Here is a 13,326-nt window from a genome sequence, read left to right as displayed (position 1 = left end):
TCGGTGAATAAGGACGGCGAAGTTGGCCGTCCTGACTCCCTTATCTCCGTCTGCATAAGCCACCTCCGCTGCAGCCATTCAATCTGCAGACGCATAGTAAACAAACGCCAGCTTATTGCCGTCGGGATCGCGGACGTAGGCGCTGTGAAAACCGTCGCCATACTGCGGCCGGTGACCGGGACCGCCTTCGTCACGTCCGCCGAGTTGCAGGGCGAGGGCATGCAGTTCCGCAATATGTGCGACGGAGCGGGCGTTAAGCGCCACCATCGTTCCATTACCCACCCCGGCAGGCTGCTGGTCAAAAGGAACACCTACGCACAGCCCGCAGGTGTGATTGCCGTTGAAGGTGCCCCAGGACGCCCCCTGTTCGTTACGGCCGGCTTTGACGTGCCCCAGCAGCGCCATTAACGGGTCATAGAACTTGATGGCGCGTGGCAGATCGTTCGTTCCCAGCATAATGTATGAAAACATAGTGTTCTCCTGTTGCGGGCAAAAAGGCCTAAACCTTCAGGCTGGCTGAAGGAGATGTTGTTGACGGAGTTTTAACAAGCGCGAGACCAGCATGATGACGACGATTCCTGCTATCAGCGCCAGGCAGTGAAAGGCTATTCTGCCGCCAGCCTGGAAGTAAACCCAGCGCGCTACTTCCACCGAGGCCGCCATAAAACTGAGCGCCACAATGTTGATGGTGGCTGAAACCGTCCCTTTCGGCAGGGAGTGGGAAAAAAGCGGAAAACGGAATAATACGGGGAACAACAGGCCTGTTCCGAGGGCATAGAGACTCGTTCCTGAAACGGACCACCACCAGGTATGGGGCCATGCAATATTTCCCGCCAGTAATACCAACAACCCGGTCAGCTGTATCGGGATAGTGCGCCAGATAAAGCGGGGAGAGGTCGGATCCTTGATAAAACGGGCCACGATGATGCTGGCAATAATAACGCCGCCAAAGACAGGCACCTGGGTCCAGGCATAGGCGCCGCGCGACATCCCGCCGTCATCGATCAGGATCACCGGAGAGAGTGCTACCCAGGTGATTATCGGCAGGTTACTGAATGACAACGCCAGCGCGCCCGTGAGCACCACCGGCTGTTTAAAGGCGCGGACAAACTCGGAAAATACCTCTCCCGGACGAAACCCCCGGCCCTGAGAGGTGACCGTTTCTGGCATGTTAAAAATCAGTAACGCCCAGGCCAGCAAGCTCATGGCGCCGATGATCGCAAACAATAACTTCCAGTGCAGGAAATTCATCAGGCCAGCGCCCGCCAGGGGCCCGATTACCGGCGCCAGCAAAACGATGGATGTCAGCGCCGCCATAATGCGGATAGACTCTTTTTCATCAAAAGCCTCCTGGATGGAGACATAACCGACTGTCGAAATGAAGCAGATACTGGTTCCCTGGATAAAACGGGCGATAAGATATTGATCACTCGACGTGACAAAGATCATGCTGAAGCAGGCCAAAGCAAAGATGATGGCTCCGGTCAGTAGTACGGGGCGGCGACCAATGCGGTCGGAGAGCGGCCCCAGCAGCCACTGTAATGCCAGCCCCCCGGCTAAATAGAGGCTGACAGAGGCCGGGGCTAACGCAACATCAGCCTCAAATTCCCGGATGATGTGGATAATACCCGGCTGAATGAGATCGGTAGTCAGATAAGCAGAAAAATCATAGATAACCATCGCCAGCGGAAATAACAAGATTCTGCTAAAACGGATGTACGGTCCCAACGCTAATTTCATACGCGAAGACTCCCTGGTCGGTGACGGTTTCCCTGGTATCGGGGCCTGGTTGATGTGGATCCCTTGCGGCTGTCGTCACAGGCTGGCCGCGGAATGACAAACCGAAAGATAAAATTCGCCTGGCGACTGTCATTGGGTAAGGCAACGCAACGGCATGCAGAGGGAGTGATCGAGCATGGCACAGGGATAACGCACCGGGTTAACTGGCTGGGGGTGACGTTTCTTATGCGAGGGAGGGGTCTCGCTGCCATCGCGTGGATGTGGAGCGTTTGTCCGCAGGGGACGAGAATGAATAAAGTCGCTTGCTCCTGAGGGGAAACATTCATACCGGGAAACCTTTGTCATCATCATGGGCAAAATAGGCGAACACTCGCCAGTGTCCGCATTCGATTTCAGCGCAGTGATAATCAGTCCGGCCAGTGATGGTCGGAAGTCTGATTATCAGATGATTAGGTTTTCCAGCATCGACGCCTCAGCTATGGGTATGAATTATTCATTAAGGAAATGATAACACCCACATTTATTATGGGAATTGCGCAGGTAAGAAAATGTGACTTTCGCCCGCTTACTGCGTGAAGCTGATCGCAACAGACCCGGCGCTGCGCTCAGCCTTGCCATGGTACACCGCCTCAATATTATTCCCCTGCGGATCCAGCACAAAAGCGGCATAGTAACCAGGATGATAGTGTCGTTCGCCAGGCGCGCCGTTATCACGTCCGCCATGGGTCAGCGCCGCATGGTAAAAAGCGTCCACCATGTCACGATCTCTGGCCTGGAATGCCAGGTGGTGGCGCCCAGTCAGTTTCCCGGCAGCCTCCGGGCTGTGGCGTGAGGCCAGCACCAGTTCGTCGGCCAGCAAGTATTCATTGGCGGTGGTGATAACCGGGATCTCCAGCGCCGACAGTACGGCGGTATAGAAGTTTTTGCTTGCCTCAAAGTCTTCGACAACCAGCAGAATATGATCGATCAATCTGCCACGATGTAAGGTATTACTTTCCATGGGATTTCCTCTCGGCTGGGGGCCGGCAATGGTTAACAGCAGTGAGCCAGCAAGAACAGGATACCCTCCGGTGAGGGCCATAAAAAAGGGCTGGCGCCAGGCCAGCCCGTGAGGACTACCGTGCGGACTCCGTCGCCTCGTCCATGTCATCTTCCTGCTCACTGGCAAGCAGGGTTTTCTCGTTTTTGCACAGACACTGAATCAACAGGAACAGCACGCCGCTGGCCACCAGGGTGACGATCAGGCCATCGTAACCAGTGATGCCGATCAGCATGCCGCTGACTACCGGCCCGGCAACGCTGCCGGCGGACCAGAAAAAGCCGAACAAGGCGTTAATCATAATCAGCTTCTGCCCATTGAAGGTTTTCCCCGCCCGCACCAGCGACAGGGTATAAAGCGCGCCCGCCGCGGCGCCCAGCAGCAGACAAATGGCCATCAGCTGAATGCGCGAGCCGAGCATCAGCGGCAGGGCCAGCAGCGACAGGCTGAAAACCACCGCGCAGCTCAGATGCACGCGGCGAATCCCGACCCGGTCGGCCAGCCAGCCGAGCGGGGTCTGGAACATCGCATCTCCGGTCAGCACCACGGTGACCAGCAGCACCGCCAGCCCTTCATTCAGCCCTTTGTCCATGCCGTACAGCGGCAGCAGGGCGAGGATGCTGGCGTCAAAGAAGGCGAAGCAGAAGACCCCGGAGGCCAGTACCGGCAGAAAGGCGCCGAGGCTGCGCCAGCTGGCGCGCTCCCCGAGGCTTTCACGAGTGCCGGTGGGCAGATGGCGCAGCATCAGCAGGCAGACGGCGGTGACCGCGACAATCGCTATCAGCGCTGAGGTCTGCCAGGCGGGGCCGACGGAGATCAGCAGCGGCCCGGCCAGCTGGCAGCCGGTAAAGGCCGAGGCGTAGAGACCGGTGAGGGTAGCGCGCTGGCTGCCCGCCGCGCCGCCGGTGATCCAGCTTTCGCCGAGTACGATAATGACCCCGGAGGCCAGGCCGGTCAGCAGGCGCGGCAGCAAAAGCAGCGTCATATCGGTAGTCATGCATGAGGCGATGGTCGCCAGCGCCAGCAGGATCAGACTGCCGCTCAGCAGCACGCCCATTTCAACGCGCCGGCACAGCGCAGGAGAGAGGAAAGAGGAGATCATCATGCCGGCGGGCGGCAGGGCGGCCAGCAGGCCGACGTACAGCGGCGCGATCTGCTGCTGCGCCAGCTCAAGACTGATTAACGGCACCGTATAGCCGGTGATAAATCCCACAAGCGACGCGGCCATGATCATCGCCAGCGTGGGGGCAAGACGATTCTGGTCTGGGTTAAACATTTTATTTCCGATGACGGAGAGGTCAGTAGTGGATCCTTCGGCAAATTGCCGTCCTGAGTTGCATAATAATTAATCGACTGGCCGTTGTCACCGTTGAAATCACTACCAAAAAAGGGCCGCAGGGCGGCAGGTGGGCTGTACGCCGCGCCGCCGCCGCATTTCATGACGTTGTCAGCGTGGTAACGACAGGATATAACGGAGGGAGCGGTAGCGCCCCGACGCCGGTGAGCGACGGGGAAAACGCGACGCATGACCGATTATTCAGCATTACGCTATGCAGGAAAGGAGTAATACATGGCCGTATCGCCGTCACTGATCGCCGAAGCCGTTGGCTGGCGACGTGAATTTCACGCCGCGCCTGAGCTCGGATATCAGGAGCAGGAGACCTCGCGCCGCGTTGCGGAGCTGCTGGCCTCGTTTGGGCTGCAGGTGCATCGCGGGCTGGCCGGCACCGGCGTCGTGGCGACGCTGGAGAACGGCCCCGGGCCGGTTATCGGCCTGCGCGCCGATATGGACGCCCTGCCGATCACCGAGCTGGGGAGCGTCAGCTACCGTTCACGCCGCGCCGGGGTGATGCACGCCTGCGGCCACGATGGCCATACCGCGATGCTGCTGGCGGCCGCCGCCCATCTGGCGCAGTCCCGCCATTTCAGCGGCACCGTCCACTTTGTCTTTCAGCCGGCGGAAGAGAACCTCGGCGGTGCGCGCAAAATGGTGGAGGAGGGGTTGTTTGAGCGCTTCCCGATGGACGCCATCTACGCGCTGCATAACTGGCCGGGGATCCCTCTTGGCGAAGTGGCGCTCAGCGATGGCGCGATGATGGCCTCACTGGACGCCTTCGAGATAACCCTGCGCGGAAAGAGCTGTCATGCGGCGATGCCGGAGAGCGGGGCCGATCCGATCGTCGCGGCGGCGCAGCTGATAATGGCGCTGCAGACCATTCCGTCCCGCCGCTTGTCGCCGCAGGATTCCGCGGTGGTCAGCATCACCCAGATAAACGGCGGCGAGGCGATCAACGTCCTCCCGGACACCGTGGTGCTGCGCGGTACCTTCCGCTGTCTGAGCAATCGCGTTCGCGCCCGCGTGCGGGAGCTCATCGAAAGCTATGTGGCGACCCAGCCGCAGGTGTCCGATGTGCAGGGCGAGATTAGCTGGTTCCCGGGTTATCCGGTGACCAAAAACCATGCGCTGCAGGCGCAGCAGGTGCGCGAGGTGGCCGTCGCCACTCTCGGCGCGCAAGCGGTGCGCTGGAATCAGGCGCCGTCGATGGCCTCCGAAGATTTTGCCTGCATGCTGGAGGCCTGTCCGGGGGCCTATTTCTGGATAGGCACCGACGGCGAAACCCCGTCGAAGCCGCTGCATAACGCCAGCTATGACTTTAACGATGCGCTGATCGGCCCCGGCGTCGCCATGTGGGTGGGGCTGGTGGAGAAACAGCTGCCGGCGGCGTAACCCACCGGCAGCGGCAGAGGGAGCGCGCTGCGCTCCCTGAGGTCAGACGTCGGCAGCGGCTTTCAGTCGCGCTTTCATGTCGCTGTAGGCCGTCCAGGCATAGCGCTCCGCCCATTGCTGGTCGGCAATCGCTTCCACTTTCACCGCACAGTATTTGGTTTCCGGCGTTTTGGAGATCGGATCGAGGTTATCCTGGGTCAGCTCATTGCAGGCGCCCACCCACCACTGATAGGTCATATAGACCGCCCCCGGATTGATGCGATCGCTGAGGTCGGCGCGGGAGATCACCTTTCCGCGCCGGGAGCTGACCCACACCAGCTGTTTGTCGGCGATCCCCAGTCGTTGCGCATCCGCGGGATTCATCTGCACCCGTCCCGGCTCGTCGGCCAGCGACTGCAGCGCGGCGCAGTTGCCGGTCATCGAGCGGCAGGAATAATGCCCGACTTCCCGCACGGTGCAGAGCACCAGCGGCCACTCGTCATCCGGGCGCTCCGCCGGCGCGCGCCAGGCGGTGGCGAACAGCTGCCCTTTACCCGAGGGGGTGTCGAAGCGGTTGTCTTTATACAGCCATGGCGTACCGGGATGATCGAGGGTCGGGCACGGCCACTGGACATGGCCCATATCGCCCATTTTCTCCCAGGTCACGCCGTAGAACAGCGGGCAGAGCTCGCGCATCTCGTCCCAGATTTGCTGGTTGTTCTCATAGTGCATCGGATAGCCCAATTCGCTGGCCAGCAGGCTAATGATCTCCCAGTCGCGCTTCACATTTCCCGCCGGAGGGATCGCCTGTTCAAACCGCTGGAACCCGCGGTCGGCGCAGGTGAAGACGCCGCCGTGCTCGCCCCAGGAGGTGGCCGGCAGCAGGACATCGGCCATTTCCGCTGTTTTGGTCATGAAGATGTCCTGCACGACCACGAAGTCCAGCGCCTCGATGCCTTTGCGCACCAGGCCGAGGTCGGCTTCGGTCTGCAGCGGATCTTCGCCCATGATGTAATAGGCTTTGATCTCGCCGGTCAGCGCTTTATGCGGCACCTCGGTGATGCGGGTGCCGACCTGGTCGTCCATCAGCGCCGGGTCGATGCCCCAGGCGGCGGCGAATTTCGCCCGCACGGCGGGGTCGGTGACCTCCTGATAGCCGGGGAACAGGTTCGGCAGCACGCCCATATCGCAGGCGCCCTGTACGTTGTTTTGCCCGCGGACCGGCCCCACGCCGACGTTGGGCCGTCCCAGGTTGCCGGTGAGCAGCGCCAGGCTTGCCAGGCCGCGCACCACGTCCACCGCCTGGCCAAACTGGGTGACCCCCATGCCCCACATAATGGTGGCGGATGGGGCGGCGGCGAACATGCGCATCGCCTCCCGGATTTCCCGCGCGCTGACCCCGACAATCCCTTCCATCGCTTCCGGGGCGTAATCCTTCACCGCCTCGCGGTAAGCATCCAGCCCTTCGGTATAGCGTTCGACATAGGTTTTGTTGTACAGCTCCTCCTCCAGCAGCACATAGCCGAAGGCATTTACCAGCGCCATGTTGCTGCCGTTGTTGAGCTGCAGATGACGATCGGCAATGCGCGCGGTTTCAATGCGCCGCGGATCGCAGACGATGATTTTGGCGCCGTTGTCCCGGGCCTTGATTACCCGGCGGGCGACGATGGGATGGGAGTCGGCGCAGTTGTAGCCAAAGACCAGCAGGCACTTCGAGTTTTCGATGTCGCTAATCGAGTTGCTCATCGCCCCGTTGCCCAGCGCCTGCTGTAGCCCGGCGACGGAGGGGCCGTGGCAGACGCGGGCGCAGCAGTCGACGTTATTGGTGTTCAGCACCGCGCGGGCGAACTTTTGCATCACATAGTTGGTTTCGTTGCCGGTGCCGCGCGAGGAGCCGGTGGTCATGATGGCGCGCGGGCCATGCTTCTCTTTGATCTCCCTGAGCTTGCTGGCGGTATAGCGAATCGCCTCCTGCCAGCTGACCGGCGTGAAGGCGCCGCCTTTCTGGTAGCGGATCATCGGTTGTTTAAGACGGGGCGTCAGGAGCTGCGTATCGTTAAGAAAATCCCAGCCGTAGTAGCCTTTCAGGCACAGCTGGTTCTGGTTGGTGACGCCGTCGGCGGCTTCCGCGCGAATGATTTTATTGTTGTCGACAACCAGTTTAAGTTTGCAACCCGCCCCGCAGTAGGGGCACACGCTCGTGATTTTTTTCATCAGTAACAGACCTGTTAACAGTGAACTGAGGATCGCTGTCGCGCCGGGCCCGACGGGCAACGATCGCGGTATCGCCTGGTGGTGATGCAGACGCAGGCCTGTTGCGCTATGCAGGTCTTGTGCCAGAATTTAAACTCTTGATCTGTATTGAAAAATGAAAAGAGATTGATGACGGGAGCATGACCTCGTCACTAATGACGATGACGCAGAGCGCCGACGTCAGACGCTCTGCGGGAGTAAAACGCGGCTAGGCGAGAGGGCGGCAGCGGTCGAAGTGCGATTCGCTCAGGCCGACGTCGCGCGCGGCGGCGCAGATAGCCTGCCAGCTGCCGGCATCCAGCGGGATCCCCTGTGCCAGCCGCGCTTCGCGGTTGGCGGCCTCCCATTCGCCGGGCGCCAGCACCGGGGCATCGGCATCGTGCGGCGACTGCTTACACCATGCGATAAAGGCCTCCGTCTGCGCCTGGCTGTCCGGGGCATCGAACGCGTCCGGGCGCAGGATCACCGTGGTCATGCAGTTAAAGATGGCGTCGACGCTGGTCTGCAGGCTCTCCTGATGGGTGGTTTGCCCGCCGGAGAGCGCGCCGCCGAGCACTTCGCACAGCGTCGCCAGGGCATAGCCTTTGTGCTGGGCGAAGGTGAGCAGGGCGCCCAGCGGCGAGGTCTGCATCACCGCCGGGTCGGTGGTGGGTCGACCCTCGGCGTCAATCAGGCAGCCGGGGGCCACGGCTTCGCCTTTATGCCAGGCGACGCGGGTTTTACCAAAGGCGATGGCGCTGGTGGCGTAGTCCAGCAGCAGCGGCGGATGGCCCGCGCGGGGAAACACCACGCACAGCGGGTTGGTGCCGAAGCGGCTGTCCTTCCCGCGGAACGGGGCGACCATCGGGTCGCCGATGACGCTGACGAAGTGAATGGAGATCAGCCCGGCGGCGGCGCACTGTTCGGCCCAGTAGCCGATGCGTCCGACGTGATGCGCATTGCGCAGGGCGATAGCCGCCATACCATGCTGCTTCGCCTTTTCAATGCCTAACTGCATCGCTTCGTGGGCGACCACCTGGCCGAAGCCGGCGTTGCCGTCGAGGGTGACCACGGCGCCGGCGTCTTTGGTCACCGTGGCGTGGCGGTTGAGCTGCAGAAAACCACCGGCGTGGGATTTGACGTAGCTGGGGATCATCCCGACGCCGTGGGAGTCATGCCCGGCAAGATTGGCGGCGATCAGATGGTCCGCGACGAGGGTGGCTTCCCCTGGGGTACTGCCGAGATGGGTAAACAGTGAGACGACAAACTGATGCAGATCCGTCGCCAGAAAGCGGTGTCCTGTAGGCACTGATTCTCTCCTGTAGTCTGTTGTTATTTTGTTATGTTTGCCGTTTCATGCTGCGCCGCCCGGCGCAGAAGGTCAAGGGCGGCGTCTCCCGGCGACATGCCGCTGCGCCAGCGCCTGCGCATACGACAGACGATAAAAAACCGGGCCGGGATCGCGTTTTAATTAACGCCATAAACACCACATTTTTAAATTCTGCCAGTGTCACAAAAGCCAGAAAAAAGCCATCCCCGTCGTTGCAAGGGGAGCTGATACCACTATATGTTAAATTTGTGTTTATTAATTGATGATTAAAGGTTGGTATCATGTATAAGAAAATAAGTGGTTTAGTGGTTTCACTGACGGCCGTTTTCGCCTGTGCCGCCTGGGCGGAGATGCCTGCGGGCTATCCCGCGGATTATCAAAAAACGGTTGATGCCGCCGTAAAAGAGGGCAAGGTGGTGGTCTATTCCACGACCGATACCAAAGCGGCCGGGCCGTTAATTAAGGGATTTGAAGCGCAATATCCGGGCGTCAAAGTCGAATATAACGACATGAACAGTACCGAGCTGTATAACCGCTATATCAGCGAACAGGCCGCCGGGGGCGGCAGCGGGGATGTGGTGTGGAGCTCATCGATGGATACCGCGCTGAAATTAGCCACCGAATACGCCGAACAATATGCCTCGCCGGAGGTGAAGCAATTACCCGACTGGGCGGTCTGGCAGCAAAAAGCCTATGGCACTACCTATGAGCCGGTGGTGTTTATCTATAACAAACGGCTGATCCCGCAGAATGAGGTTCCGGATTCGCATACCGCGCTGGCAAAACTTATCGCCAGCCAGGCCGATAAATTTAAAGGCAAAGTCACCACCTACGATATCGAAAAATCGGGCCTCGGCTTTATGCTGGCGGTACAGGACAGCCAGGCCGACGCGAACTATTTTGCCGACCTGGCGAATATCGCCAAAGGCGGCCTGACGGTGCAGTCTTCCACCGGCACAATGATGGAGCGCGTCTCCTCCGGCGAAAACCTGATCGGCTATAACATTCTGGGCTCTTATGCCGAAGCGCGGGCGAAAAACGATCCCTCTTTAGGTATTGCCTATCCGAAAGATTACGTGCTGGTGCTCTCCCGCGTCTCGTTTATTAGCCAGGAGAGCGAACATCCCAATGCGGCGAAATTGTGGCTGGATTATGTCCTGTCGGAAAAAGGCCAGCAGATCCTCGCCAGCCAGGCGGATATTCCCTCTATTCGTCGCGATATTGCAGGTAAAAATGATATCGACGGCATGACCGCGCTGCTGGGCAAAGCGTTAAAACCGATCCCGGTCAACGAAACGCTGCTCGATTATTTACAGCCGCAAAAACGTCTGCAGTTTATTAAACAATGGCGCAGCGCCGCCGCGAAATAATCCTCCCCTGGGGCATCGCCGATGCCCCTATTCACACCCGGCGGGTTTATTCACCTGACCGAAGGGATGAACCATGAACGTATTACGCAGAAAGTGGCAGGGGCTGCCGCGCGGCGTGGTGGTGTGCATCACGGCGCTGGTGATTTATGTCCCACTGTTATTTATTGTGGTGCAGAGTTTTCTTTCGGCACCGTTCTTTTCCCGCTCCAAATCGTGGAGTCTGGAAGCCTTCGCCTTTATTTTTACCGACCCGGATTTTTATCTGGCATTAAGGTCAGGTTTTATTCTGGCCTTTGGCCTGGTGATTATCGCCATTCCGCTGGGCGGTATTTTGGCGTTTCTGATGGTGCGCACCGATTTACCCGGCCGGCGGATCATTGAGCCGCTGATCCTGGTGCCGATCTTCGTCTCGCCGATGGTGCTGGGCTTTGGCTACGTGGTGGCCGCCGGGCCGGTAGGCTTCTTTTCCCAGTGGGCGCAGCAGCTGATCGGCTTTGTGCCGTGGAATATCTACTCGATGTTCAGCATTGTGGTCATCGCCGGCTTAACTCACGTTCCGCATGCCTATCTCTATATCTCTTCGGCGCTGCGCAGCGTCGGCTCCGACGTGGAAGAGGCGGCGCGCACCGTCGGCGCCACGCCGCTGCAGGTGATGACCTCGGTGAGTCTGCCGATGGTGCGGCCATCCATTCTTTACGCCTGCGTGTTGCTCTTTTTTCTCGGTCTGGAAGTCTTCGGTCTGATGCTGGTGCTGGGCGACCCCGAGGGCAACATGGTGCTGGCGACCTATCTCTACAAGCTGACTAACAAGCTCGGCACCCCTTCCTACCATCTGATGGCGGCGGTGGCGGTGGTCCTGATCTGCATCACCATCCCGCTGGTGATGCTCCAGCGAAGGCTGATGCGCACCGCCAACCGCTTTGTCACCATGAAGGGCAAGGCGTCCCAGGCGCGGGCGCTGCCGCTGGGCAAATGGCGCTGGGTGGCCGGGGCGGTGGTGGTGGCCTGGCTGACGGTGACCATCGGCGTACCGCTGCTCGGCGTGGCGCTGCGCGCTTTTATCTCCAACTGGGGCGTCGGCGTGTCGCTGTGGGATGAGCTGTCGCTGGCGACGTTCCACAATATCTGGCAGCAGCCCAACCTGCTGCGGGCGATCGTCAACTCCATGGCTATCGGCATCATCGGCGGCGCGCTGGCGGTGATCTGCTATCTGTTTGTCGGCATCGCTATGCACCGCAAAGCGGATAACGTCACCCGCTTTCTCGACTACAGCGTGCTGGTCCCGCGCGCGGTACCGGGGCTGCTGGCCGGCCTGGCCTTCCTGTGGGTATTCCTGTTTGTGCCGATGTGGCTCGATCAGTCGCTGAAGCACGGCTGGCTCTCGGCGCTGCCGGTGGCCGACTGGCTGCGGGAGCACCTTATCGTGCAGCTGCGCGCCCTGCGCAACACCATCTTCAGCGTCTGGCTGGCCTACACCGTGGTGTGGATGGCCTACGGCCTGCGGCTCATCTCCTCGACGCTGCTGCAGGTGGGCCCGGAGCTGGAGGAGGCGGCGCGTAGCACCGGCGCCTCGCGGGGGCAGATAACCCGCCACGTGACCGTTCCGCTGTCGCGCTATGGGCTGATTGGCTCCTGGCTGCTGATGTTCCTGATCTTTGAGCGCGAGTATTCCACTGGCGTCTATCTGCTGTCGCCGGGTACCGAAACCATCGGCTCGATGCTGGTGTCGCTGTGGGCGGCGGGGGCCATCGATATCGTCGCGGCGCTCTCCTTTATCAATATTCTGCTAGTGGTGATTGGCCTTGGTATCGCCCTGCGCTTTGGAGTGAAATTACATGATTGAGTTATCGGTAGAAAATCTGCATCTCACCTATGGCGACAACCCGGTGTTGAAGGGGGTGTCCATGACGCTCGGCCGGGGGGAGGTAGTATCGCTGCTGGGGCCTTCGGGAAGCGGCAAAACCACGCTGCTGCGGGCGGTGGCCGGGCTGGAAAAACCGACGAGCGGACGGATCGCCATTGGCAACCGCACGGTGTACGACGGCACGCCGCGCAGCGAGATCCCGGCCGAAGAGCGTAACCTCGGCCTGGTGTTCCAGTCCTATGCCCTGTGGCCGCACAAAACGGTGTTCGACAATGTGGCCTATCCGTTGAAGCTGCGTAAAGTCGCCGCCGGGGAGATAAAAGAGCGGGTGCAGCGTGTGCTGGATCAGCTGGGGCTGGGGCACCTTGGCAACCGCCATCCGCACCAGCTCTCCGGTGGCCAGCAGCAGCGGGTGGCCATCGGTCGGGCGCTGGTTTACAACCCGCCGGTGATCCTGCTGGATGAACCGCTCTCCAACCTCGACGCCAAGCTGCGCGAAGAGGCGCGGGTGTTTCTGCGCGAGCTGATCATTAAGCTGGGCCTGTCGGCGCTGATGGTCACCCACGATCAGAATGAAGCAATGGCCATCTCCGATCGTATTCTGCTGCTGAACAATGGCGTCATTGAGCAACAGGGGACGCCGCAGGAGATGTACGGCAGCCCGGCGACGCTGTTCGCCGCTGAGTTTATGGGCAGCAATAACCGCCTGCACGGCAAAGTGATGGCGCTGGAGAACGGCAGGGCGCGGATCGAAGGCGCCAGCTGGAGCCTGTGGGGGCGAGCGGGCGAGGGGGTTAGCGTTGGCGAGCCGGCGACGGCGGTGATCCGCGTCGAGCGCCTGCGACTCGACGGCGCAGCGCAGGATAACAGCCTCCAGCTACCGCTGCTGACCAGCATGTACCTCGGCGACCGCTGGGAGTACCTGTTCCGTACCGAAGGCGACGACTTTCCGCTGCGCGCCTACGGAACGGCGCTGCGCGATGCCGAACACTGCCATCTGACGCTCCCGGCGGAGGATGTGTGGATTTTTCCGCAGCGGTAGCC

10 protein-coding genes are annotated in these 13,326 nt (G+C 60.5%); 4 read left to right on the top strand and 6 right to left on the bottom strand.

Annotated features, from left to right (window positions below; all coding sequences use genetic code 11):
• Positions 1–78: 78 nt before the first annotated feature.
• The 4 genes from BHE81_RS08210 to BHE81_RS08195 form a co-directional block, all read right to left on the bottom strand.
• Entirely contained in the window at positions 79–471 is a 393-nt protein-coding gene (locus tag BHE81_RS08210; RefSeq protein WP_002908370.1) for a VOC family protein, read from the bottom strand.
• Between the two features lie 36 nt (positions 472–507).
• Positions 508–1,740, bottom strand: coding sequence for a multidrug efflux MFS transporter MdtM (locus tag BHE81_RS08205; protein ID WP_032737854.1), 1,233 nt, complete (start codon positions 1,738–1,740; stop codon positions 508–510).
• A 565-nt stretch (positions 1,741–2,305) separates the two neighbouring features.
• Positions 2,306–2,740, bottom strand: a complete 435-nt coding sequence (locus BHE81_RS08200; RefSeq protein WP_004180313.1) for a VOC family protein — start codon at positions 2,738–2,740, stop codon at positions 2,306–2,308.
• Positions 2,741–2,855: 115 nt separating this feature from the next.
• Complete coding sequence (locus BHE81_RS08195) at positions 2,856–4,055, bottom strand: MFS transporter (RefSeq protein ID WP_004148650.1); 1,200 nt, start codon at positions 4,053–4,055, stop codon at positions 2,856–2,858.
• A gap of 294 nt (positions 4,056–4,349) precedes the next feature.
• Here BHE81_RS08195 and BHE81_RS08190 point away from each other — a divergent pair, with 294 nt between their 5' ends.
• On the top strand, positions 4,350–5,507 hold the full coding sequence (locus tag BHE81_RS08190) for a M20 aminoacylase family protein (RefSeq protein WP_004175721.1): 1,158 nt from the start codon (positions 4,350–4,352) through the stop codon (positions 5,505–5,507).
• Between the two features lie 42 nt (positions 5,508–5,549).
• On the opposite strand, the gene fdhF is transcribed toward BHE81_RS08190, so the two are convergent.
• Positions 5,550–7,700 carry a formate dehydrogenase subunit alpha gene (gene fdhF, locus BHE81_RS08185; protein ID WP_023280222.1) on the bottom strand — a complete coding sequence of 717 codons (2,151 nt, stop codon included), beginning with the start codon at positions 7,698–7,700 and terminating at the stop codon, positions 5,550–5,552.
• Between the two features lie 247 nt (positions 7,701–7,947).
• Complete coding sequence (locus BHE81_RS08180) at positions 7,948–9,027, bottom strand: malate/lactate/ureidoglycolate dehydrogenase (protein ID WP_004148647.1); 1,080 nt, start codon at positions 9,025–9,027, stop codon at positions 7,948–7,950.
• Between the two features lie 302 nt (positions 9,028–9,329).
• Between BHE81_RS08180 and BHE81_RS08170 the strand changes: the two genes are divergently transcribed.
• The 3 genes from BHE81_RS08170 (at position 9,330) to BHE81_RS08160 (ending at position 13,324) form a co-directional block, all read left to right on the top strand.
• Positions 9,330–10,418 (top strand): ABC transporter substrate-binding protein, encoded by a 1,089-nt coding sequence (locus tag BHE81_RS08170; protein ID WP_023301830.1) that lies wholly within the window; start codon positions 9,330–9,332, stop codon positions 10,416–10,418.
• Between the two features lie 73 nt (positions 10,419–10,491).
• Positions 10,492–12,261 (top strand): ABC transporter permease, encoded by a 1,770-nt coding sequence (locus BHE81_RS08165; protein ID WP_002908294.1) that lies wholly within the window; start codon positions 10,492–10,494, stop codon positions 12,259–12,261.
• The gene (locus tag BHE81_RS08160) at positions 12,254–13,324 is read left to right on the top strand and encodes an ABC transporter ATP-binding protein (RefSeq protein WP_002908292.1); all 1,071 of its coding nucleotides are present in this window, start codon (positions 12,254–12,256) and stop codon (positions 13,322–13,324) included. Before BHE81_RS08165 ends, BHE81_RS08160 begins: the two co-directional genes overlap by 8 nt.
• The last annotated feature ends 2 nt before the right edge of the window (positions 13,325–13,326 follow it).

Origin of the sequence: Klebsiella sp. AqSCr, from assembly GCF_008452795.1 — a bacterium.
Lineage (GTDB): Bacteria > Pseudomonadota > Gammaproteobacteria > Enterobacterales > Enterobacteriaceae > Klebsiella > Klebsiella pneumoniae.
This window is presented reverse-complemented; position numbering and strand designations above follow the sequence as displayed.